This window comes from bacterium (assembly GCA_020854115.1).
In the GTDB taxonomy this organism is placed as follows: Bacteria; Patescibacteriota; Saccharimonadia; order CAILAD01.
This window is the reverse complement of the sequence record JADZGC010000011.1, coordinates 50388-71999: the sequence shown is the minus strand read 5'-3', so window position 1 is coordinate 71999 and position 21612 is coordinate 50388. Positions and strand designations below refer to the sequence as shown.

General features: G+C 49.1%; 24 protein-coding genes and 3 tRNA genes. 8 read left to right on the top strand and 19 right to left on the bottom strand.

Going from position 1 to position 21612, the window contains the following annotated elements; all coding sequences use genetic code 11:
- Nucleotides 1-157: 157 nt before the first annotated feature.
- On the top strand, nucleotides 158-565 hold the full coding sequence (locus IT415_02055) for a hypothetical protein (protein ID MCC7543469.1): 408 nt from the start codon (nucleotides 158-160) through the stop codon (nucleotides 563-565).
- A gap of 13 nt (nucleotides 566-578) precedes the next feature.
- Here IT415_02055 and IT415_02050 read toward each other — a convergent pair whose 3' ends face one another.
- The gene (locus IT415_02050; protein MCC7543468.1) at nucleotides 579-941 is read right to left on the bottom strand and encodes a hypothetical protein; all 363 of its coding nucleotides are present in this window, start codon (nucleotides 939-941) and stop codon (nucleotides 579-581) included.
- Nucleotides 942-1068: 127 nt separating this feature from the next.
- Here IT415_02050 and IT415_02045 point away from each other — a divergent pair.
- The 4 genes from IT415_02045 to IT415_02030 all read left to right on the top strand — a co-directional run bounded on the left by IT415_02045 (nucleotide 1069) and on the right by IT415_02030 (nucleotide 2651).
- Nucleotides 1069-1143: transfer RNA gene (locus IT415_02045), tRNA-Gly, on the top strand.
- Nucleotides 1144-1163: 20 nt separating this feature from the next.
- Nucleotides 1164-1240, top strand: a tRNA-Arg gene (locus IT415_02040).
- A gap of 126 nt (nucleotides 1241-1366) precedes the next feature.
- Nucleotides 1367-1443: transfer RNA gene (locus IT415_02035), tRNA-His, on the top strand.
- A 794-nt stretch (nucleotides 1444-2237) separates the two neighbouring features.
- Nucleotides 2238-2651: a DUF1761 domain-containing protein gene (locus IT415_02030; GenBank protein ID MCC7543467.1), complete on the top strand. Its 414-nt coding sequence runs from the start codon at nucleotides 2238-2240 to the stop codon at nucleotides 2649-2651.
- A 2-nt stretch (nucleotides 2652-2653) separates the two neighbouring features.
- On the opposite strand, the gene IT415_02025 is transcribed toward IT415_02030, so the two are convergent.
- From IT415_02025 to IT415_01995, 7 genes are all read right to left on the bottom strand, one after another.
- Entirely contained in the window at nucleotides 2654-3448 is a 795-nt protein-coding gene (locus IT415_02025) for an SDR family oxidoreductase (protein ID MCC7543466.1), read from the bottom strand.
- 17 nt (nucleotides 3449-3465) lie between these two features.
- Entirely contained in the window at nucleotides 3466-4194 is a 729-nt protein-coding gene (locus IT415_02020; protein ID MCC7543465.1) for a hypothetical protein, read from the bottom strand.
- A gap of 6 nt (nucleotides 4195-4200) precedes the next feature.
- Nucleotides 4201-5523 carry a divalent metal cation transporter gene (locus tag IT415_02015; GenBank protein ID MCC7543464.1) on the bottom strand — a complete coding sequence of 441 codons (1323 nt, stop codon included), beginning with the start codon at nucleotides 5521-5523 and terminating at the stop codon, nucleotides 4201-4203.
- A 43-nt stretch (nucleotides 5524-5566) separates the two neighbouring features.
- Nucleotides 5567-6361 carry a YmdB family metallophosphoesterase gene (locus IT415_02010; protein ID MCC7543463.1) on the bottom strand — a complete coding sequence of 265 codons (795 nt, stop codon included), beginning with the start codon at nucleotides 6359-6361 and terminating at the stop codon, nucleotides 5567-5569.
- Between the two features lie 395 nt (nucleotides 6362-6756).
- Nucleotides 6757-8271, bottom strand: coding sequence for a ribonuclease Y (rny, locus tag IT415_02005; protein MCC7543462.1), 1515 nt, complete (start codon nucleotides 8269-8271; stop codon nucleotides 6757-6759).
- A gap of 161 nt (nucleotides 8272-8432) precedes the next feature.
- A complete protein-coding gene (locus IT415_02000) occupies nucleotides 8433-9227 on the bottom strand; it encodes an ABC transporter permease subunit (protein MCC7543461.1) in 795 nt (264 codons plus the stop codon).
- 5 nt (nucleotides 9228-9232) lie between these two features.
- Complete coding sequence (locus IT415_01995; protein ID MCC7543460.1) at nucleotides 9233-10114, bottom strand: ABC transporter ATP-binding protein; 882 nt, start codon at nucleotides 10112-10114, stop codon at nucleotides 9233-9235.
- Nucleotides 10115-10202: 88 nt separating this feature from the next.
- Here IT415_01995 and IT415_01990 point away from each other — a divergent pair, with 88 nt between their 5' ends.
- The gene (locus tag IT415_01990) at nucleotides 10203-10634 is read left to right on the top strand and encodes an NUDIX domain-containing protein (protein MCC7543459.1); all 432 of its coding nucleotides are present in this window, start codon (nucleotides 10203-10205) and stop codon (nucleotides 10632-10634) included.
- On the opposite strand, the gene IT415_01985 is transcribed toward IT415_01990, so the two are convergent.
- Genes IT415_01985 through IT415_01975 form a run of 3 tightly spaced genes read right to left on the bottom strand, consistent with a single transcriptional unit; the run spans nucleotide 10631 to nucleotide 12750 of the window.
- A complete protein-coding gene (locus IT415_01985; GenBank protein ID MCC7543458.1) occupies nucleotides 10631-11011 on the bottom strand; it encodes a hypothetical protein in 381 nt (126 codons plus the stop codon). The two genes, IT415_01990 and IT415_01985, sit on opposite strands and share 4 nt — an antisense overlap.
- Nucleotides 10998-11465 carry a tRNA (adenosine(37)-N6)-threonylcarbamoyltransferase complex ATPase subunit type 1 TsaE gene (gene tsaE / locus IT415_01980; GenBank protein MCC7543457.1) on the bottom strand — a complete coding sequence of 156 codons (468 nt, stop codon included), beginning with the start codon at nucleotides 11463-11465 and terminating at the stop codon, nucleotides 10998-11000. Before tsaE ends, IT415_01985 begins: the two co-directional genes overlap by 14 nt.
- Nucleotides 11449-12750: a lamin tail domain-containing protein gene (locus IT415_01975; GenBank protein MCC7543456.1), complete on the bottom strand. Its 1302-nt coding sequence runs from the start codon at nucleotides 12748-12750 to the stop codon at nucleotides 11449-11451. Before IT415_01975 ends, tsaE begins: the two co-directional genes overlap by 17 nt.
- Nucleotides 12751-12885: 135 nt before the next feature.
- Between IT415_01975 and IT415_01970 the strand changes: the two genes are divergently transcribed.
- Together IT415_01970 and IT415_01965 are read left to right on the top strand one after the other, a co-directional pair.
- Nucleotides 12886-14934, top strand: a complete 2049-nt coding sequence (locus tag IT415_01970; GenBank protein ID MCC7543455.1) for a type II/IV secretion system protein — start codon at nucleotides 12886-12888, stop codon at nucleotides 14932-14934.
- A gap of 16 nt (nucleotides 14935-14950) precedes the next feature.
- The gene (locus tag IT415_01965; GenBank protein MCC7543454.1) at nucleotides 14951-16162 is read left to right on the top strand and encodes a type II secretion system F family protein; all 1212 of its coding nucleotides are present in this window, start codon (nucleotides 14951-14953) and stop codon (nucleotides 16160-16162) included.
- Nucleotides 16163-16167: 5 nt separating this feature from the next.
- On the opposite strand, the gene IT415_01960 is transcribed toward IT415_01965, so the two are convergent.
- The 8 genes from IT415_01960 to ruvA all read right to left on the bottom strand — a co-directional run bounded on the left by IT415_01960 (nucleotide 16168) and on the right by ruvA (nucleotide 21572).
- Nucleotides 16168-16464, bottom strand: coding sequence for a hypothetical protein (locus IT415_01960; protein MCC7543453.1), 297 nt, complete (start codon nucleotides 16462-16464; stop codon nucleotides 16168-16170).
- A gap of 15 nt (nucleotides 16465-16479) precedes the next feature.
- Nucleotides 16480-17040, bottom strand: coding sequence for a type 4a pilus biogenesis protein PilO (gene pilO, locus IT415_01955; protein MCC7543452.1), 561 nt, complete (start codon nucleotides 17038-17040; stop codon nucleotides 16480-16482).
- Nucleotides 17037-17594, bottom strand: a complete 558-nt coding sequence (locus tag IT415_01950) for a PilN domain-containing protein (protein ID MCC7543451.1) — start codon at nucleotides 17592-17594, stop codon at nucleotides 17037-17039. The genes pilO and IT415_01950 overlap by 4 nt, the downstream gene beginning before the upstream one ends.
- Nucleotides 17595-17597: 3 nt before the next feature.
- Nucleotides 17598-18671 carry a type IV pilus assembly protein PilM gene (gene pilM, locus IT415_01945; GenBank protein MCC7543450.1) on the bottom strand — a complete coding sequence of 358 codons (1074 nt, stop codon included), beginning with the start codon at nucleotides 18669-18671 and terminating at the stop codon, nucleotides 17598-17600.
- Nucleotides 18672-18805: 134 nt separating this feature from the next.
- Nucleotides 18806-19222 (bottom strand): prepilin-type N-terminal cleavage/methylation domain-containing protein, encoded by a 417-nt coding sequence (locus IT415_01940; protein MCC7543449.1) that lies wholly within the window; start codon nucleotides 19220-19222, stop codon nucleotides 18806-18808.
- 93 nt (nucleotides 19223-19315) lie between these two features.
- A complete protein-coding gene (locus IT415_01935) occupies nucleotides 19316-19915 on the bottom strand; it encodes a PH domain-containing protein (protein MCC7543448.1) in 600 nt (199 codons plus the stop codon).
- A 23-nt stretch (nucleotides 19916-19938) separates the two neighbouring features.
- Nucleotides 19939-21012 carry a Holliday junction branch migration DNA helicase RuvB gene (gene ruvB / locus IT415_01930; GenBank protein MCC7543447.1) on the bottom strand — a complete coding sequence of 358 codons (1074 nt, stop codon included), beginning with the start codon at nucleotides 21010-21012 and terminating at the stop codon, nucleotides 19939-19941.
- On the bottom strand, nucleotides 21009-21572 hold the full coding sequence (ruvA, locus tag IT415_01925) for a Holliday junction branch migration protein RuvA (GenBank protein MCC7543446.1): 564 nt from the start codon (nucleotides 21570-21572) through the stop codon (nucleotides 21009-21011). The genes ruvB and ruvA overlap by 4 nt, the downstream gene beginning before the upstream one ends.
- Between the last annotated feature and the right edge of the window lie 40 nt (nucleotides 21573-21612).

Here is a 21612-nt window from a genome sequence, read left to right as displayed (position 1 = left end):
GACCATTTCAACCTGCATCTCAAAGAATGTGAATTCGGGTATAATATGAGACATGAGAACATGTACACAAAGTTACTCGAACTGCTCCGAAAGGAAGCACGTAACTAGACTAAACTAGTCTTGAACCATATCAGTTAATGTACGGAGAATACGAGCTATGAAAAAATCCCTACCCATCATCATTGTGGTCGCAATAATTATGGGAGCCGGCATCTGGTATATGCTGACCCGATCAACCAGCACACCAAGCAGTACAAATAACACAGCGTCGACAAATTCGGCAGCAAGCGACACGAGCTCAAATCCAGGAGCAAGCACTTCAGCAACCGCCATAATCTCGCAGGCCGACCTGGCTAAAAACAATGGCAAAAACGGCGCCAAGTGTTGGGTCGCTGTAAATGGGACTGTCTATGATGTATCGAGCTCTCGCGGGTGGGAAAACGGACAGCATGTGCCCTCAGACGGATCAGCATTCTGCGGAGCCGACATGAGTAACGTCATTGACCAATCCCCTCATGGTGCAGAAGTCCTCAGTAGCTTGCCAGCAATCGGCACTCTACAATAAGCGATCCAGTCAACTACTTCTTAGATCGGCGAGTCGTACGCTTACGCTTCTTCGGCGCACTCGACCAACTGGTATCAGAAAGAAAGCTTGGCGTTCGCCCTGCATCGAGCGGCCTCTTGATCGAGAAATAATACAATAATGCGGTCAGCCAGTAGAGCTGTAGCGGTAGACTCACCAGCAGCACAATGATGACAATAATGCGCAGTTCGCTGCTCGGCCACTGCTTACGATTGAAGGCATCGATAAGCATCACCAGCCAGAGCAAGAAGAGCGCCAGCGCCGACACTAATAAGATCAATACAAACACCGCGGCAAATACTGTGAAGAAGCCACCCAGAGCCACTGCCGCGTCTGTCGTGTCGGCTATAAAATGCATAAGCTTATTATGCAGCTTCGGCATCATGCTTGCAAATAGTACCCAAGCTGAGTACGACGTACGGATCTGTATACATCTTCCCAAGCAGAGCTTCAGATGGTAAAATACTCCTGTTCTACGCACGTATGCGGGTATGGTATAAAGATTATTATTCCTGCCTTCCAAGCAGGCGATGCGGGTTTGATTCCCGCTACCCGCTCCAGATATCCCTCCGTCAGATTCGCCCCTGTAGCTCAGCTGGATAGAGCAGGAGACTTCTAAGCTCAAGGTCGAAGGTTCGAATCCTTCCGGGGGCGCCATCTTTATAGTGGGTGTGGCTTAAGTGAGTTGTTACGGCACTGTCGTACTTCAGAAATCTGCGCTAACCATTTCTTCTGCGTCAAATACGTTCCTTAAAAATAGATAAACCATTGCTGTCAGATATGGTGGGTGTAGCTCAGTTGGTTAGAGCGCCGGGTTGTGGTCCCGGAGGTCGAGGGTTCGAGACCCTTCACTCACCCCATTTTTATTGATTTTTTACTCGTTTTTGCTATAATTAGTGCCTATTCTTGCCTCGTACAAACCCGTACACAAACACATACCCACTAGGCGCACCTCGTCCTCACCGACATCAGTGATGTCGGGGTTTCTTTATTATTATCGAATTCTGCTACACTGAAGCCAATGCATCAGGCTCGACGCTACTGCGCATATACCATCGCTGGTGCTTCACATATGTACCTATCGTCTAGATTCTACATGCGTACGCTCAGAACTTCCGTGCGATAATTCGTATATAAGCAATTATCTGCAGGGTAGCCTTGGTTGGGTGGCAATCCTCGCCTTGCTTGGCAACACATGGTGCCTGGGTATTGCAACAAAGCACTTACACATATCGGCATCGCATAACGCACGATCATCCCACGCCACCTACGTACATTTACCGTCGGCTACGCCATCGCTGCAGTCACTATGGAAGCACCCATCATCCGCGGTATTGCCGCCTACATGACATTTTTAAGTCTCTCACTCGCAATCACCATCCTTTGACGCCAAAAGCATAAACTGACCAACTGGAAAGGCGCGGCCCGCATATTGCTAATATTGAGCCTGATATAAATCCGGACTCTTCTCTTCTCGTGACAAATCTATGAGCAGCTTATCGGCGTGCGCATACTTATCTTGATCGAAAACACCCGGTTAATAGGGTTTGCGGTAAGTATGCGACACAAGCTTACCTCTAGACAAACCAACGGTTAAGCGATCATACTTGTTCGCATATCGAACTAACGAGTCATAGGAGGCACCGTGGACGTCATGATAAATTATTGGGCAGTACTCTTCGCTGCGATGAGCAGCATGGTCGTTGGGACAATCTGGTACGGCCCGCTCCTCGGAAAACAGTGGATGAAATTATCTGGAGTTGATAAAGTTCCACAAAACAAGCGACTGTCGATGAATGTATACTTCGCTAGTTTGTTTGTCTTGTCGCTTGTAATGGCATACGTGATCGCACATGTCGCATATATGGCACATAGTTTTTTCAACAATAGCTTCTTACAAGATTCAACACTTACTGCACTTTGGTTATGGCTCGGTATTGCGCTCACACGTACCGTCGCGATCGACTTCTCAGAAGCTCGTGCTCGAGAAGTTACGCTCATCAATGTCGGCAATCAGCTCGTTACCATGCTGGTGGCGGGGCTCATCATTGGGCTGCTGCCAGCCTAAGATCAAGCGTAGGGCTTGCGAGTCTGGACAGCCTTACGCACAACTCGCGCGGCTAAATAATCCGGTATCAATCGGCGAAGGTAGACAGCCAATTTATTCCGCAGCCCCACCACAACCACTCGTCGTCGATACTTCATACCACGATAACCTGCGCGAGCGACAGCCCGCGCATCTATAGGCCGACCGAAGAGTCGTGTCTTACTCGCATGAGCCGTCTGCGCAAAGTTTGAGCGCGTTGGCCCCGGGCATAATGCCATCACATGTACGCCATAGAGCGATAATTCCTCCGCCAAGGCCAGAGAGTAACTCAAAACATAAGCCTTGGTCGCATAATAGACGCTCATATTAACCCCTGGGAAGAAGCTCGCCGTAGAAGCGACATTCATAATACCACCCTGACCACGCTCTGCCATGAGCGCCCCAAAGCGTTTGCATAGCTCGGTCACAGCTAATACGTTGAGCTCGACAATATCCCGTTCAACCTTGAAGTCAGTATCAATCGCCGCACCAAAGAGTCCAAAGCCAGCGTTATTAATCAATGTATCAATTTGAATTTTTTCTTTGTGCAAATGCCGCATCAATGTATCGATTGCCTTTGGAGCCGTCAGATCGAGCGTGATTGCTTCAACCTGTTGGCCGTATTCACGAGTCAGTGTCTTGGCAACTTTGTACAGCTTATCCTGATCACGAGCAACAATTACGAGATTGTACCCCCGGGATGCGTAGACGTGAGCGAGTTCTAGACCGATACCTGATGACGCACCGGTAATAAGCGCAAAATTTGGTCGCATATTCATATCTGACCTATCATGCCTTACTCAGCTATAAATGGCAACTTGTCGGCAGGTGTCTTCTCGAGGCGGGCAAAGAAGGCCTTGATGTGATTCTCGTCGGCTTTCGATTCAAGCACAACAACTAAACCATCTTGGCGCATAAAATATTCTACTCGACGAGAATTTGATATCGGTCTTTTGTACACCACTCTATTGGAGGGTAGGGTATATAACTCGCTGCACCCGACATCCAGACTCGCCCTATTTGTGTTCTGGCTCAAACTATCTTCTGGCGTAACGTAGCCGCAAGCGTATCCCTCATTATTGGTATGTTTCTCATTAAATTCGTGCAGCGTATGTGGTGCATCGTCCCCCTTGACCTGAAATGTTGCATAAACATACGCCGACTGAGGCTCCTTGCCATATACCTCACTGACAAGTCGTGTTAGCCTCCAGCCATCTGGTAACGATGAAGGCCATAGTGCGTCTGATCCAAGTAATGTAATTGCAGATCGGCTCTGGGCGTCAAATCGATGCCGGTGAGTATACGAACGATACCAGCCAATTAGTAGCACACAAACACCTGCGGCGAGAAAGATGCCAACAATTCGATCAACACGCTTCGTGAAGACTAAGCGACCAAAAGCAATACATAAAGCAATAACTCCAACGACAAGCCAAGCGTATTGGTCGATATAAAATGGAATAGTAAACAATAAACAGTCATACCCGGTGCAAATCGGACCTGCAGAGTATAGCGGGAAAGTCACAATCTTCTACCTAAGCACAAACATCAACAAAGCAGCAGTGAGCATCACAACCAATGCAATCGTCGTGATAGTTTTTGACCACGGACCGTTCACGTAATCTTTCATGATCTTCTTATTTGAGCCGACCTTCAGAATAATGAAGATCAACGGTACCGCCATTACACCATTAATAACCGCTGAGAGATAGAGTGCCGTAATTGGCGGGATACCGACAAAATTGATGAGCAGACCCATCAGCGTGGCGAGTGCAATAACACCATAAAAAACCGGCGCACGCTTTACCTTGCGAAATAGACCTTCCTTGGCACCCACCGCCTCACTGACTGCATACGCAGCTGAGCCCGCCAATACAGGTACGGCGAGGAGACCGGTGCCAATAATGCCGATTGCAAAGATCCATGATGCAAACTGGCCCGAATTTGGGAAGGCAGTAACCAGTGGCTCGAGAGCCTTAGCGGCTTGGTCGGCAGTCTCGATACTCGTAATCCCTGATGCATGCAGTGTCGCGGCGGCGGTTACTAAGATAAAGAATGCAATCATCTGCGAGATAAACATGCCTGTGAAATTATCTACCCGAAAGCGCCGTACTTTGCCCGGTGATAACTTCACCTCATCAGTTGTAATACCCGTCCACCGATGCTCGATCTCCTCCTCTACTATTTGACTTGGCTCCCAAAAGAACAGATATGGCGAAATAGTAGTGCCGAGCAGCGCAACCATTGCCATGACAAATTCTTTATTTAGCTCAAAATGTGGCCATACCACATGCCCAAACACCTCAGGCCACGGTACGGCCACGAGAAAAACTGTAACAACATAGGCAAAAAGCGATAGGCATAACCACTTCAGGACCTTCGCATATCGTTTATATGGGATGACTAATTCGAGAATAACTATCGCAACCGTAAAGAACAGCGTTAACCACACGAACGGCAGATCGACAATGAGTCTTGCAGATGCCGCCATAGCGCCGATATTGACACCGATATTCACGACATTCGCAAATACCAAACAAAACACAGCGATATATAAGAACCACCGATTGTAGTTTTCTTTGATGACTTGCGCCAACCCCTTGCCAGTCACAAGTCCGATTCGCCCTGCCATCTCCTGTACAGCCGTCATGAGTGGCAGCATAAATGGCATCATCCAGACTAAGTGATAGCCAAACTGGGCACCAGTCTGAGAATACGTGCCGATCCCTGATGGATCATCGTCAGCCGCTCCGGTTACCAAGCCTGGACCAAGCCGCTTGAAGAAGCGACGAATGCGCGACCATTTGACGGGCTGTTCGAGGGTTTTTTCGATCGACTTTTCGAGCTCTTCCATAGCTTAAACTTATTGTATCAAGCCTACGGTAAAACGCTAGCGATTATATATCGATAGATTCTAAAACCTGCTCTACCGAACGAGCTTTGCCTGTAGTCGGATCAGCATCCACCAGGAGACCCTGCAAGACACCCGGTCCCTTTTCTGGCCGTTCAAAAGGTCGCATCTTGCCAGTTCGCATTACTTCGATGATGATTTCCTTCTTAACACCTAATACTTCATTCGCCGGTCCAGTCATACCAAGATCAGAGATTGTCGCAGTCCCGCCAGGCAGCACTCGAGCATCAGCGGTCGGTACATGGGTGTGACTCGAGACCACCGTCGTCACTCGCCCATCGAGATAATAGCCGAGTGCGATCTTCTCGCTCGTAAGCTCAGCATGGAAGTCCACAATGCGAGCGGCAAATGTTTCGTGCTCGTATCTCGCGAGTACTTCGTCGACATACTGCAATGGATTGTCGACCTCGAGACCATTGTAGAGATTGCCAATCACATTCACGATCAACACCTTTCCATAGGGCGTGTCGATCACGGCATGACCACGACCAGGCTTGTCGTGTGCATAGTTGCCCGGGCGAACAACAGGCACGCTAGCGTCATTAAACTGCTCATCAAATGCTGGCTTCTTGAAGCTATGATTACCCCCAGTGAAGAAATCTACACCTGCTTTTTGTAGTTCTTGCACAGCCTTGACTGTTAAGCCGTTGCCAGTCGCCATATTCTCAGACTGGGCGATCACAAAATCAATCCCATACTCTTCTATCAAGCCTGGGAGTAATTTCTGGACGACACGTCGACCGTGCCGAGCCACTACATCACCTATGTGGAGGATTTTCATAAGGGATAATTATAGTCTTTTTTTAGCTGTAAGTCCAGGTATTGAGCTACGATGGGTTTCGAGCTCAACGCTGTCTAACCTACATACGGAGCGCTAGGTGTCAGCCATGCCCATATATACCAGACAATAAACATAATCAGAGCTGCTATAAGAACCCAGATCCAAACTGGTTCATTGATGGTGCGTCTCGTAATACTAACATCAGCTTTAGGAGTGCGCTTTACGGCATTCCTCCCCGAACGTATTGGTCGTGGGCCCTTCGTTTGTTTTGATGTTTTCCGCGGCATAGTATCTTTCCTTCTGGATCTTTTTCTGATCAGAGCTTATGTGCTAATAGTATCTCGCTTATGGTAATGCATCAAACTGTATTGCACAAGTCTACTTACTCACGTGATCTACTTGGCATATTCCTCAGCCCGAGTCTCACGAATCACATTCACCTTGATCGTACCTGGATATTTGAGTGTTGCTTCGATCTTATTGGCAATATCTCGCGCCAGTCGAATCGCCGATAGATCATCGATCTCCGCAGGCTTCACAAATACGCGAATCTCGCGACCGGCCGACATAGCATAGACCTTCTCAAGTCCCGGAAACGTCTTGGTGATGTTTTCTAGATCAGTCATGCGCTTAGCGAAGTTTTCAACACTATCACCGCGAGCGCCCGGACGACCTGCCGAGAGTGCATCCACCGCGCGCACGATGACAGCCTCTGGTGTGGTAGCTTCGATGTCGTCATGATGGGCTTCTGCAGCATGAATAGTTGGCTCATCTAGCCCGTATTTCTCGAGAAGTACGCGCGTCAAGTGATGATGCTTACCTTCCATCTCATGCGTGACAGCCTTACCGAGGTCGTGCAGGTAGGCAGCGCGACGAGAAATACGTACATCCGCTCCAACTTCTTCGGCAATCATCGCCGCGAGGTGAGCCATCTCGACTGAGTGCTTGAGCACATTCTGCGAATAGCTTGTACGGAATTTCATCGAACCCATGAGGCGCACGATCTCTGGCGGCAAGCCAACTACCCCAGCTTCGCGACCAGCTTCTTCACCGGCTTTTTTGATCTCGTTTTCGATCTCACCATGAGCCTTCTTGGCAACCTCTTCGATACGAGCCGGATGGATCCGGCCATCTTTGATGAGCTTCTCAAGCGCTACGCGAGCCACCTGCCGACGCACTGGGTCAAAGCCAGAAACTACGACGACTCCTGGTGTTTCGTCGACAAGAATATCAACACCCGTCGCTCGCTCAAGCGCCTGGATGTTTCGTCCTTCCTTCCCGATAATGCGACCCTTCACGTCATCGCTCGGCAACGGCACCGTCGTCACGACACGCTCAGTCGCAACTTCGGTCGCCATCCGTTCCATCGCCTCGACCATGATCTCGGTCGCATTATGATCAGCAAGTTCTTTTGCTTCGCGTTTACGCTTCTCGATAAGTTCCGTGAGGTCATGCTTAATTTCCTTCTCAGTCATTTCCATGATCTTAGCGGCCGCATCGGCCTTCTTCATCTTGGCAATTTTTTCGAGGTTTTCCTCCTGCTTCGCCCGGATAGCACGCAACTCATCCTTAATCGCTTCGATTTCTTTTTCGTTTTCTTTGAGCGCGTCGCTCTTACGCTCGAGCTCTGAGAATTTTGCATCCAGCGACGTTTCTCGATTTGCAACACGTTTCTCAGCTTCATCAAGCCGTTCACGAATCTTCTTTTCTTCTGCTTTAGCGTCTTCCAAAACCTTCACAGCGTCTTCTTTTGCCTTCAAGACTTCTTCTTTTGCCTTGGCCTTAGCCTCATCGATAATCTTGCTTGCCTCGCCTTTTTTTGCCTTAGTTTGAGTTTGATCATAGACAGTTTTTGCGCCCACGCCGGCGGCTAGCGCGACAATTACGGCGCCAATTGTAATTGGATCCATAGCGTTTTCACCTCTTTCTTATAGCACCACGGCGCTGAAGTGCACACACCCGTGGTCTTCATATTAAATGCAATACATTTAGTGTTCAGTACATTCCGTAATCTGAATCGGAATACATATATTGTGCGCTTTTCGCTAGTACTTAAGCAAGCTTGAGCGATCTACACAGCTACATCACGTTGGACAAATATCACCCATCCTAGTAGTGTGAGGAGAACTGAGGCACCAAGGAGAACAGCTATATCTTGACCTACCAACTCACCACGCAGAAGTGCTTTCGAGGTGTTGAGATAATGAAAAATCGATGCGTATTCAATATCTTTCCAGCTGTCCTTGAGACCAGCGACGATACGCAAAACATACATGCCGACCAGTAGGCCGCCTGCAGCCATCGACACATGCGAGCGCTCACTAAAGATGGCGCTCATCGCAAAACCAAGCGACAACATGCAGAGCCCAAAACAGAAGCCAAGCACGGTCATACTCCAGAAGTGACTGACCTGAATTGATACACCATGCAGTGCCGCTAGCGGCACCACAGAATAGATACTGGCTAGCGTAAACGCTAGTATTATAAGTACGCCAGCCAGATACTTAGTGAAATATATGCTGGTTCGAGAGATTGGTTGCGACAAAGTAAGGCCCAATGTCCTACGCTCAATTTCGCCCGCCAATGTAGATGCAGCAAATCCTAGAGTCATAAAAATAATCAGCAGCGGCCAGATAAAACTGAAGTGCTCAGTCGCGACATATCCCTCAAACGACGTGAAGATCAGCTCCTCAATACCAAAGGCCTTCATCAGTGCCTCAGGAAACGCCTTCGCCAGTTGATCGTATGCCTGAATCTCCTTGGAGAGTGATGGATAGAGGGCGATATACAACTCCAGAAAACCTACTCCAGAAAGAATATAGACAATACTCGATACAAGTCGGTTCTTCAATGTGCGTGCGAGCAAATACATTATTGATACATCTCCATAAAGACTTCTTCTAGTGACGCATGAGTAACTTGCAAGTCGACCACAGAGTAGGCTGCGAGTTGCTTCACAACAGCATCCAGGCCGCCACGCACTTTCATGGATATTTCTGTTGGTGCGTGAGCTGTCACAACAACACCATCTCGCTCAAATACTTTCGGGGATACTTTCTTGGCAAACCGGACTGTTATTTCATGGGTATTGAGCGCACGCAAACTATCGAGTGGCTCTTCAGCAATAATTTGGCCATCGCGGATAATCACAACTCGGCTACACAGACGCTGTACCTCACTGAGATTATGTGACGAGATCAAGACAGTACCACCTGTTTGTTGAAAATCACGCAAGATCTCATAAATTTCGTTTTGAAACAGCGGGTCGAGCCCTTGCGTAGGTTCATCTAGCACGAGTAATGATGGGTTGCCGATAAGCGCAAGAATGATGGAAAGTTTTTGCTTATTACCACTCGAGAGATTCTTTACTTTTGATCCCACATCAAGATGCATTCTCTCCACAATCTCTGGCGCAGTACCCGATACACCGCGAGCTTGGGAGATATATGTGATATGCTGTTCCCCTGTCCATTTTTCGTTGAGCTGATGATCAGAGGGGACGTAACCGATCTTCGCTTTGAGCGCCACACTATCCTCGCGCGCGTCCATCCCCAAAACTTTGATCTCTCCGCTATCGCCACGAATAAAATCCATCAGACATCTGATAGTTGTGGTCTTGCCAGCACCATTCGGCCCCAAAAAACCCGATATCTGTCCTTCGGGAATTGCGAAGCTCACGTCTTTGAGAGCATGCTTACTGCCAAACGACTTGTTGAGCTTCTTGATACTAATCGCTGAGGCAGAGCGCTTCATACTCTTATTATATACCCAGACGATAGGTGGATCACACACTCGCTTCAGACCTTTGACGAATGTACGTCCGGATCGTATGATGTGTTTTATGAAGATGGGCCCAGATGTACCAAACTGCTATTACCGAGTCAGTGTGAAAGCACTTATCACAAACGAACATAATCAACTACTTGTTGTGCGAGAACGCGACAGCTGGGATATGCCGGGCGGCGGCTTGGAATGGGGCGAGGATCTGCATAGTGCACTGCGACGCGAGATACGTGAAGAGCTCGGATGCGATGCGGTTATCGAAGCGCAGCCAATTCTGATCGTGCCAGCTATCAACCGCACATATCAACAGCAAGCATTATGGATCATATATCGCGCGAAACTCAGCACAGTAGAAATCCTTAAGTCGTATTTCGAAACGAACTATATTGGGGTTGATGAATTTGCAAAGTCTGATCCAGCAGAAGAAACCTGGTCAAGCCCAGTAGACTTCTTTGATGCATTGAAAAAGATCCTCGATACGAAATATTAAGCTTTTGACTTCGTGATATTTGGCTCTTTGCCGTACTTCGGGGTCGCGTACTGACCCGGCTGAGCTGCCTGTAATCGTTTTAGCCCATCTGCAAGCCAATCATCTCCTTCACCGCTAGCTATCGGTAAGGCATGTGCATAGGCGAGTGTGTTTGCAACCGTCGTACCAATGCGTAGCCCAGTAAACGATCCTGAGCCAGTAAAAATAACCAGACCTGTTAGCTTGCTAGCCTCAAGATCGTTTGCGTGCAAAAATGACTGGACAGTACTTACGAGCGTGCCAGCAAGCTGACGATGCGCCTCCCAAGTATGCTTCGACACCCCATGCCCGGCGTTATCGATGAGGTATAGCTCGGCCTCCGGCTTATCCGTACGCAATGCAAGAATCATTGAACAGTCTCTCCAGGCGCGCTTTAATTGTACTCAAACGTGCAGCAGTCGATTCTCCAGTTGCTATAAGCTCATACCGACGTGTCTGCTCATCAATATATTCTGCCTTGATGACGAAGCGATCTTGTGTGAGATGTTGGGTGAAATGATCCGCCCATTCGATCACAATAATCGCATCCTGAGCAGCAATAATTTCTTTCATCTCTTGTAAGAGAACCTTGTCGTCTCCTAGCCGGTACAGATCATAGTGTTCGAGTGTGCCTCCGGAAGGAATTTTGTAGGAGCGCTGAATGTTGTAGGTCGGGCTCGTCACAGTTTGTTCGATGCCGAGCCCCTTCGCGAGCCCTTTGATAAAGGTGGTCTTACCGCCACCAAGATCGCCGATAAACTTAACTACGTCTCCAGGCTTCAGAATGCTTGCGAACTTACTTCCCAGCGCCAAGCTTTGCTCGGAGCTTTGTGAAGAAACTAAGAATTTCTGGTCTGTATTCATATGCACCATATCCTACCGTAAGAGAACCCAATCCGGCTAGTATCCATGACCATGGGACACCTGGTCGATCTTCAGCCGAAGCATCTGAATTCGTCTCGGACTGAACACCTCCATCTGCCAGCTTACCGGTCTTTGCTGCACTTGCCGATTTGGCAGATGACTTCTTAACACCTCCCTTAGACTTGCTGCTCGTGCTTGTTTTCGCCTTACTCGGGCTCTGGTCAAGACTTAACCCCGCGTTCACACTACCTGGACTTGCGCTCTCTAGCCATCCCCAGCCAGTTTCGGTCGCACCAAACGACGTGGCAGTCTTCGCCTTACCATAATTCGGCGTTATAAATTCCGTCTCGCCGCTTGGTCGCAAAAGCAAAATCTGATCGCCATCATTGTTGAGTGATAGTTTCGTATCGCGCGAATACAATGCACGATACTCACCGGCGCCTAGGTTCACACTGTCAAGTGAAAAAGAGTGTTTCCCATCCGACAACTTCCATCCTGTCAATGTGGCAGTGCCTGATCCAGCGTTGTATATCTCGATAAATTCGTCCTTTGCATCAGTCTGTGGGCTTGTTGGATCCGGCAATAGCTCCGTGATTTCAATCGCATAATCTTCGATAACCACACTATCAACACTGCCTTTGCCAGGCTGACCTGTGCCAGTAGGGTTATTTACCGGAACATTCCCCTGAGAAGCAGATGCATCCACTAACTTTTCGGAAAAATCTTGACTATTATTATCCGAGTCAACACAGACCCCATCATCATCCGAGCACTCCCTCTCCAGGGCAATGCCAGCTTTTGGTGCCGAGATGGATACACCCTCGGGACTATCGCCAGTACCCCAAGCCAGCCGGTCGATTACTGCTCCATTCACAGTAACATGCAGATTTCCACCAGCCTGAGCTAACCCATCGCTCATTGCAACTTGACGGTCGCGCTTGGTCGCAAACAGTGCGTCGCTATGACCAGACAGGGACAGTGGATCGGCAACGAACGCCTTACGAGTCCAGCTCTTCCCAGTCGCCGACTTATACTCTAACTCCACACCCTGCAAATCAACCACATCATTGCTATTATTGTGGATCACCACGTATTCATCGGTCGCATCGATTGGGCTACCCAGATAAACCTCACGAATCACCAGCGACGGACTCCCGACGGCGAATGATTGAAGTGGCATAAAACTCAACAATCCAACAATACCTATATTCCATACGGCCACTACTCGCTTCATAGGCACATCCCCCTGTTCAAATATTAGTTATTGCCAAACATCATACATAGCCGCAAAACCGAAAGTAAAGCGTATGCAGTTTATTTCATCAATCACCCATTCACAATCTTGCTTATGCTAAAATAGTATCTGAATATGCATATTTCAGCCGATGCCCTCAAAACCCTGCTCACCAAGAGCGGCAAACTCTCCCCCGATCTGTTGAAGCAAGCCGAGACGATTGCTGCCCAGACGAACGAGCCGCTTGATCGGGTATTGATTCAGCGCCGTATGATTGGCGAGCGTGAGCTCGTTGCTCAATACGCCGCCAGTCTCAGTCTCCCCTACGTGAATCTGGCTAATGTCAAAATCCCACGCGAGCTCTTAATCAAAATCCCGGAGCGTATCGCCAAACGCTACCAGGCTGTCATCTTCGGTCAAAAAAACACCAAGTGGCAGCTGGCGATGGCCGACCCTGAGGATATTCAGGCAATCGACGCCATTGAGAAGCAGCTCGGTGGTGCGGTACAAATCAACGTCGCCACCACCAGTGATATCTTGGCTGTTCTCGACCAATACCGCGCCGGCCTTGATACAGAGATTAATCAAGCCATCAAGGACAGTTCAAGCAACGAAAAGACCGCTACCGCCTCCGAGAATGTGTCGGCCGATGAACTCACTAGCGACGCTCCGATTGCCAAAACCGTCAATATTGTCCTCGAATCAGCCTTGAAAGCCAGAGCCTCAGACATCCACATTGAGCCCCGCGAAAATATCGTCCAAATCCGCTACCGCATCGATGGCGTCCTCAAAGAATCCATGACCCTGCCGAAGCAACTCCTGCCAGCCGTTGTAAGCCGCATCAAGATTATGGCAAATCTCAAGATAGACGAGCACCGCTTGCCACAAGACGGCAGATTTAAGGCCGTCATTGGGTCGAAGACCATCGCCGTTCGTGTCTCTACACTACCTGTTATGGAGGGCGAGAAGGTTGTTATGCGTCTACTCGATGAAACTACCAAAGCCGCCACGCTTGAGGAGCTGGGCTTTGCTGATCAAGCACTCAACTCACTACATGAAGCCATGAAGCAGCCGCATGGGATGACCCTCGTGACGGGGCCAACCGGCGCCGGCAAATCTACCACTCTTTATTCTGTACTAACCCAGCTCAATACTCCGGGGGTAAATATCAGCACCATTGAAGACCCCGTCGAATACCGTATCGCGGGAGCCAACCAAACACAAGTCAACACGCAGGCTGGCATGACATTTGCAAACGGACTGCGCGCACTCTTACGCCAAGACCCTAACATCATTATGGTTGGAGAGATTCGTGATTCCGAGACAGCAAATCTCGCAGTACAGGCAGCACTGACCGGTCATGTCGTCTTGTCTACACTGCACACCAATAATGCCGCCACTGCTCTACCCCGCCTCCTAGACATGCAGATCGAGCCATTTCTCATTTCGACGACCGTCAATACCGTTGTGGCACAACGGCTTGTCCGTAAACTGTGCCCGCAGTGTCGCGAGGCATACCCTGCTACCGGCCAACTGCTCCAAGAGCTACGAACAAACTTCAGCATCGAAAAAGGAATCGACTTCGCAGAGCTAATGGCACAGCCTGCCGTGCCGACCAGCCCAACACCTGCCGTGCAAAAACCTACGGAAGAGCCGCGCGTGCGAGACACCGGCGAAACGCGCAAGGTCATTCCTGTGCCTGCAGACCTCAACCTGTCACGCACCAGTATCCTCGATAAAATCGCTGCCGACCCCACACTCGTCAATCGGCCGTCGAATGATCAGGCTTCATCGTTTGATGATCCATTCGACGAAGAGTTCAATCTACCGACACCTCCTACCCAGATACCTCAGCCCGGAGCCGCGCCAACCCCAATAGCTGCCACGCCTGCAGTAGCCGACACTAGCCCGAAAACTTTTACGACCACCCAAGAGGTTACACTCTACCGAGCTGTCGGTTGCCCTCAATGCGATATGACGGGCTATACCGGCCGCATGGGGATTTACGAAGTACTCGATATTACCACCGAGATCGCTCACCTCATCACCAGCAAGGCCACTTCAGCTGATATCCAAGCCCAGGCAGTCAAGCAAGGCATGGTCACAATGCAAGAGGACGGCTTTGCGAAAGCCTTGCAGGGGCTGACTACGATAGAAGAAATTATGCGCGTCACACGCGAATAATGACAGGACAATTATAATGGAGCGTTTTCGCTATCAAGCCCGTAGTCGCAGTGGAGCCATACTCGACGGCGAACAAGAAGCCGAGTCTCGCAAGGCTGTAGCAGATGGACTATTTGCAAAGGACTTAACTCCCATCACGATTGAGTCTGCCGGCAAAATTCGTGCCGCAAAAAACTTAGTGAACATCAGGCGCGGAGTGCCAATGCGCGAGCGGGTTCTATTCAGTCGCCAGTTTGCCACGATGATTTCCGCGGGCATTCCGATCGTGCGAGCAATCAATGTTCTTAAAAAACAGACTGAAAACCCGATACTCAAGACAGCACTCACACATATAAGCAAAGACGTCGAGGGCGGTAAGACACTCTCACAAAGTCTTGCGAAATACCCCAAGATTTTTACGCCAATATATGTATCTATGGTGCATGCCGGTGAGATTGGCGGTATCCTTGATCAGGTCCTCGAGCGCCTAGCTGACCAGATGGAAAAAGACGCAGAGCTAATCAGCAAAGTCCGCGGAGCCATGGTCTATCCGGGTCTCATTTTCTGCGTCATGATATTCTCGTTTGCCTTTATTATGACGGTCGTCGTACCGCAGCTAATTACCGTCTTTGATCAAATCAATACAGATCTACCATGGAACACGAAATTGCTGATCGAGATATCAAAGGTTTCGCAGCGATATGGATTCATGATCGCGATAGGTCTCGTTGTGGCTGCTATTGCTGGCTTTCGATACATCAAGGCAAATAGCAAGGCACGCAAGCAAGTCCACGCGCTGGAGCTGAAGATTCCTGTGCTCTCCGCAATATTGACCAAGATAAATCTTGCCCGTTTTGCGCGTACGCTCGGATCATTGCTTGGTTCGGGCATCCCAGTGCTCGAAGCCCTGCAAGTCGTTGGCGACTCAATTACGAATCTAGTCATCCACGATGAGATGCACCGCGTGAGCCGTGGGGTCAAGAACGGATCTACACTCGCCCATGCCCTAAGTACAAGTCACGTCTTTCCTTCGATAGTCCCCGAAATGATTGCAGTCGGTGAAGAGACCGGCGAGCTTGAGAAGATTCTCGAAAAGCTTGCTGACTTCTATGACAAGGAAGTTAGTTCATTGGTAGCGAATTTGTCCAGTGTCATTGAGCCTTTGATGCTCATCATCATGGGCTCACTAGTTGGGTTTATCATCATCTCTGTCATCGGACCGCTCTACCAACTAACCGGATCGTTTTAGCTAGCTTATGGATTAAACGGGTTGGTGCGACCACCCGTTGGCACACTAGGTTGACTACGTGCCGGCAAGAGCTGATCCAGGGATTGAAGGGTCTTCTCATTAAAGCGAATCTGCTTACTGCGCTCACTCGTCGCCTGTTGATTGGCTAGCGTATCGAGATCATCTTTGGCATAGAAGAGATTTACGGCAAAGTAGGTACTATAAGCCAGTACGCCACAGAAGAATATTACCAACATAATATGAAGATGCGCTGCGATCTTTTTAAAGAGAGCGCCAATATTTCCATCGAGTGTGAGCTTCATATTTAGATTCATAGGCTATGGCTTTAAGTATGCATTAAGTGTTAACGACACGTCGAGCTTATTCTTGTCCGCTAAGGTCTTCGTCAGGGAGAGTGTCGAAACGGAATTGTAGCGGCTCAGACGCTCAAGTTTGTCTAGGAAAGTTTGTAGCTGGTCGTATGCACCACTCAACTTCAAGCTCAGTGGCACAACATAGAAGCCCTGAGATGGTGATGCTTGATTGAGCTGCGGATTCGTCAGTTGGGCTGCACCTGTGAATTGGACACTTGGTAGGAGCACGCCCGATTCATTTGCCGCACTCTGGATAGCGAGTAATATCTCGGTCTGCTGTGAGTCGCGCGGTAGGGCGCGATTGATTTCATCAAGCTTGGCTTTCGCTTCGGTATAGCGACGACTCAGCGTGACGAGCTGTTCTGTGCGCTTCTGTTCATCAATTACTTCCAGATGCGTCTTCTCGACTGATTGTTTTTTGTCGAGCAGCGCTTGTCGTGCCCACACATATCCATACCCCCCTGCGAGCAAAATGACACTCAAGAACCCAATCAGCACAAAGAATAGTACTCGTGACGACTTCATTGTAATGCTCCTGGCTTCAACCCAACTTGGAGATTGATGCGATTCGTCGGCTGACCTGTATACGGATCCCGGTCTTGATCAACGCCAGATAGAGCAGCTGCACCGAAGCGCGGCGAGGCTTCGAGCGCCCGCTTGAAGGCCGCCACCGCTTCACTTGTCTGGGCATAAGCTGTTATCTGCATAGTAGGCGGATTTGCGCTATTTACCTGCAGAGAATAGATATATACACCAGCAGGCAACGTATTTGACACTTCTTGTAAAAGCTTTGTGTAATGAGCCTGCTGATTTTGTACCGCCTCGATGCTCGTGAGCCGGTCGGCTAGGGCTTTGGCGTCCTTTTCGATTGATTGGTACACCGCTGATTTTTCTTTTGCTGCCTGAAGGTCACTATTAGCCGTAACAGTTGCCTTATCTAAGAAATACCAGCTCGCTCCAAAGATTCCTACCACTAGAATCACCAAACTGAGAGCAACTTGGATTAATCGCACTAATCGCCGATTTAATGACGCATAATGTTTATGTGTTTTGATAGTCGGCGGCAATAGATCGATCATCGACTACTCCCACCCTCGACAGGCGAGGCCAAATGCTGTGTTGTAAATTGGTCCGAGATTTTTTGGCACACCATCAACACCAGATGTTGGATGGCGGTCCCACCCCGCTGAGATATCAACCGGCAAATTCGTCGTATGCGAGATCAGATGCGCCAACCCAGGCATACGCGAGTTACCTCCGGTCATCATAATCCGCTTGACAGTTGAGCGCGTGGTACCTTTTGTACGCTCCTCATAGTATTTGATAAGCTTCGTGATTTCTTGCAGGATCTTTTTGAGGTGAGTGCTCAACGCTACCCGAATCTTTGGCTGAAGGTCAGATTGCGTGATACCAAATTTGATCTTCATCTCTTCCGCCTCGTGAAACGTAACCCTGAGCTTGGTGGCAATCGCATTTGTAAATGACTCACCGCCTATATTAACCGTAGTCGTTACACGTATTGTATCTGTCACGATTGCCATATCGGTAGCTAGTGCACCGGCGTCGATTATCAATGTCGCTGTCTGTTCCTCGACAGTTGGTCGTAGAGCTCGAATGTTTGCCATTAAGCTCATCTCCATCGACCGCGGCACAAGATGCGCCAAATCACAGAGCTTGAGATAGCTATCCACAATCGAGCGCGGAGCCGCTACCAACAGTACAGCATATTCATGCACTATCCCAGATTCATCTTTTTGCCTCTCGACTATCTGGTGATCAGTATACAGGTCGTTGACTGGCATCGGGATATACTGTTGAGCCTCCCATAATACGGCGTCGGCCAATTTGTCCTCGGCTAGTGCAGGGGTAGTAATGATACGTGAAAAAAGATGCGACTGCGGCAAGCCAATGACAACCGATCGTGCAGTGATCTTGCCGCGAGCTGCCCGATGCAAACTTGCATTTATAACGTGCGCGAGATCTTCTGGTTCAGCAATCACCCCATCGATCACCATACCGTCACTCAATGCTGCAGCTCCCATACCAAGCAAGCGGTGCCCCGATTTAGTACTTTTAACCTGCACAAATTTAGCCTCTTTATACCCGATATCAAGACCAAAAACTGGCTGTCGTTTTTCGATAAGTGGAAACTTCATAACATGAAGATTTTATATAATGCCTATGCTTATCTTTCTATTGTATCAAGCTTTTTCATCTTTTTATGACATATGGCCTCTATTCTAAAAGGCGCCATAAGGCGCCTTTTAGAATTAATCTCTTATTCCAGTACTTACTGGGCGTTAGTGATTTCGTAGGTATCTGTCGTACCCGACTTGATATCCTTGTCGTTTGCGTTCTCGAGTGTCGCCTGCAAGACATAGCTTGAGTAGGTTGGGCCCCCTGATGGTGAGGGGGTGTAGGTATAGTCTGTGCCGGTCTTTGGATCCTTGGCGAGCGACTTCACGTATGGGGTTGAGCCCTGGGTGAGTGTGATGAGATCAGCTGGATAGCTTGAGTTATCGTTGTAGTATTGCTCAAGACCATTCCGGATATCGCGCAAGTCGGTCTTACGCTTGCTATCACGCGCGCGAGCTGGTCCCGAAATAAGATTTGGCAGCACAAGCGCAATGAGGATACCGATAATGACAATGACAATCAAGAGCTCGAGCAATGTGAACCCTTTTTGTCGACGAAGTGAGAGTTGCATGTTGAGAGATTTCTCCTTAATAAATAGTGCATGAATACAAGCCTGATTATAGGCGTAAGCGCTTTAAAGCACAAGCGCTTTTATACGTTCTCTCTACTCTTCTTCTGAACCGTGTGCCGAAAGCGTCCGATCGCGCGTACCGTCCCCTTCATGCCTTTTCTTCTCTACGAATTTCTCAAATAGATTCACCATATACGCCTTCACCTCATAAGGATCAGGTACATAATCGAATTCAAAATTCTCCACCGCTCCTGCAGTCTGGATATGTATAGTGCCATAGCGAAAAATGGTTTGCATGGGGCCCTTTACAATCACAGATATATCTTGGACTCGGCTCAGACGTAGCGTAGAGATATGTTTTTGAAATATGCCGCGCTGATCAACATCGACAACATTCTCATCGGTCAATATCATTTGGTTTTGGCGCCAGACGTATATACTCGCCAACCACAAAAACACCGCCATGGCGACAAATATCATCCCTATCGCAGCATATGGCAGTTGAAAGCTGCTATCTGGCAGACCTTTTAGCACTGTGACAGGAAACTTAATAAGATCGGCAGCGCCAGCATACACCAGGAACAAACCTACAAAAAACAATAACAATGCTACCAATAAAAACGGGAGCACCGAAAAAATATGCTTATAGACTACTCGCTGGACTATTTCGCTATCATCTTGACCTGGAAACATGTGTGACATGGCACTAGTGTACTCTATTCTTCCAGATTGAGCGAGGCCTGTGAAGAAGATTTTGGAGGCGACTTTGGAGTCTTGCCAACATGCTGCCAAGCGCGTTCGCTCGCCATTCTCCCCCGCGTCGTCCGCTTCAAGAGCCCGATCTGAATGAGATATGGTTCTATGACATCTTCGATAGTCTGCTGCTCCTCAGACAGGGCTGCAGCCAGAGCTGCTACGCCCGCTGGTCCACCATCATAGTATTCGATCAATGTGATCAAAAGTCGTCGGTCAGAGCTATCAAGGCCGAGCTCATCGATCTCCAATAGGCTTAAGGCTGCTTCAAGCATCGCACTATCCACCACACCGCGATTGTGCACTTCTGCGTAATCCCGCACCCGCTTGATGAGTCGGTTCGCTATACGCGGAGTTAATCGTGAACGTTCTGCCAGTACCGCCAGTGCATCGTCTTGTATCTGAACACGTAAGAGATCGGACGAGCGCCGCAGGATCTGAGCGACTTCGACCGGTGTATAGAATTCCAGCCGGTGCACAATGCCAAATCGATCACGCAATGGGCTCGACAAAGTCCCATATCGTGTAGTCGCACCAATAATCGTGATGCGGGGCAGGTCAAGGCGCAACGATTGAGCAGCCGGACCTTTGCCAAGCATAATATCGATCGCGAAGTCTTCCATTGCTGGATACAGAATCTCTTCGACCGTCCGACCAAGCCGGTGAATTTCGTCAATAAACAATATGTCACCGGCATTTAGATTCGTCAGCAGGCTTGCCAGATCTCCAGCACGCTCGATGGCTGGCCCTGAGGTAACTTTGAGCTGTGCACCCATTTCATTTGCCACAATGTGCGCCAGGGTGGTCTTCCCGAGTCCTGGGGGCCCATACAACAGTACGTGATCGAGCGCCTCGCCTCGTTGCTTTGCTGCCGCAATCGCTACCTTGAGCGCATCGATAGCTTGTCGCTGACCAACATATTGATCGAAGCTCCGAGGTCTCAATGTCTCCTCAAGACGTTTTTCTTCGACATCACCAACATCAGGTCGAACGTCACGCAGTACGGCCTCGTCTTTTTCGTGCAGCCGTTCGATCATCGCCCCATTCCTTTCAAGGCCTGTCGTATCCTCTCGCCTGTCTCTAATTCACTATCAACTTCCAGCAGTGCCTGCTCAGCCTGCTCGCGCAAGAATCCGAGCTGCAAGAGTGCCAAGAGTGCTGGATCGTTCGCTTCAGCACGCGATGTACTCGTCGTTGTAGTGACGAGCTTACCCCTAAGGTCGAGGAGAATGCGTTGAGCAGTTTTCTTCCCAACCCCGCTCACCATCCCAAGCCGCACCAGATCCTCGCCTTCAATCAGCTCGCGCAAAGTTTCAGCGTCATAATGTGAAAGTATAGCGTGCGCAAGTTTAGCGCCCACGCCCTGTACCCCCACGAGTTTTTTATGCAAACGCTTATCTTCTGCTGTCGTATACCCAAAGAGCTCATATGCATCCTCTCGGATGTTCTCAGCAATATAAAGCGTCACCACCTCACCCTCAACAAGATCACTCAAGACCCGCATCGGTACGCTCACTTCATAGCCCACACCACCAACCATGAGCACGATCTCGTCGCCCTCTCGCAAAACCACCTCACCCTGTAGCAAAGCTAACATCCCTTCTATTATACCGAACGTTTTACATAAACGGCAGTCT

What these genes read in the sequence shown, in the direction of transcription:
- IT415_02055 (MCC7543469.1), top strand. Translation starts at nt 158, where the DNA reads ATGAAAAAATCCCTACCCATCATCATTGTGGTCGCAATAATTATGGGA.
- IT415_02050 (MCC7543468.1), bottom strand. Translation starts at nt 941, where the DNA reads ATGCATTTTATAGCCGACACGACAGACGCGGCAGTGGCTCTGGGTGGC.
- IT415_02030 (MCC7543467.1), top strand. Translation starts at nt 2,238, where the DNA reads ATGATAAATTATTGGGCAGTACTCTTCGCTGCGATGAGCAGCATGGTC.
- IT415_02025 (MCC7543466.1), bottom strand. Translation starts at nt 3,448, where the DNA reads ATGAATATGCGACCAAATTTTGCGCTTATTACCGGTGCGTCATCAGGT.
- IT415_02015 (MCC7543464.1), bottom strand. Translation starts at nt 5,523, where the DNA reads ATGGAAGAGCTCGAAAAGTCGATCGAAAAAACCCTCGAACAGCCCGTC.
- IT415_02010 (MCC7543463.1), bottom strand. Translation starts at nt 6,361, where the DNA reads ATGAAAATCCTCCACATAGGTGATGTAGTGGCTCGGCACGGTCGACGT.
- rny (MCC7543462.1), bottom strand. Translation starts at nt 8,271, where the DNA reads ATGGATCCAATTACAATTGGCGCCGTAATTGTCGCGCTAGCCGCCGGC.
- IT415_01995 (MCC7543460.1), bottom strand. Translation starts at nt 10,114, where the DNA reads ATGAAGCGCTCTGCCTCAGCGATTAGTATCAAGAAGCTCAACAAGTCG.
- IT415_01990 (MCC7543459.1), top strand. Translation starts at nt 10,203, where the DNA reads ATGAAGATGGGCCCAGATGTACCAAACTGCTATTACCGAGTCAGTGTG.
- IT415_01975 (MCC7543456.1), bottom strand. Translation starts at nt 12,750, where the DNA reads ATGAAGCGAGTAGTGGCCGTATGGAATATAGGTATTGTTGGATTGTTG.
- IT415_01970 (MCC7543455.1), top strand. Translation starts at nt 12,886, where the DNA reads ATGCATATTTCAGCCGATGCCCTCAAAACCCTGCTCACCAAGAGCGGC.
- IT415_01965 (MCC7543454.1), top strand. Translation starts at nt 14,951, where the DNA reads ATGGAGCGTTTTCGCTATCAAGCCCGTAGTCGCAGTGGAGCCATACTC.
- IT415_01960 (MCC7543453.1), bottom strand. Translation starts at nt 16,464, where the DNA reads ATGAAGCTCACACTCGATGGAAATATTGGCGCTCTCTTTAAAAAGATC.
- pilO (MCC7543452.1), bottom strand. Translation starts at nt 17,040, where the DNA reads ATGAAGTCGTCACGAGTACTATTCTTTGTGCTGATTGGGTTCTTGAGT.
- IT415_01950 (MCC7543451.1), bottom strand. Translation starts at nt 17,594, where the DNA reads ATGATCGATCTATTGCCGCCGACTATCAAAACACATAAACATTATGCG.
- pilM (MCC7543450.1), bottom strand. Translation starts at nt 18,671, where the DNA reads ATGAAGTTTCCACTTATCGAAAAACGACAGCCAGTTTTTGGTCTTGAT.
- IT415_01940 (MCC7543449.1), bottom strand. Translation starts at nt 19,222, where the DNA reads ATGCAACTCTCACTTCGTCGACAAAAAGGGTTCACATTGCTCGAGCTC.
- IT415_01935 (MCC7543448.1), bottom strand. Translation starts at nt 19,915, where the DNA reads ATGTTTCCAGGTCAAGATGATAGCGAAATAGTCCAGCGAGTAGTCTAT.
- ruvB (MCC7543447.1), bottom strand. Translation starts at nt 21,012, where the DNA reads ATGATCGAACGGCTGCACGAAAAAGACGAGGCCGTACTGCGTGACGTT.
- ruvA (MCC7543446.1), bottom strand. Translation starts at nt 21,572, where the DNA reads ATGTTAGCTTTGCTACAGGGTGAGGTGGTTTTGCGAGAGGGCGACGAG.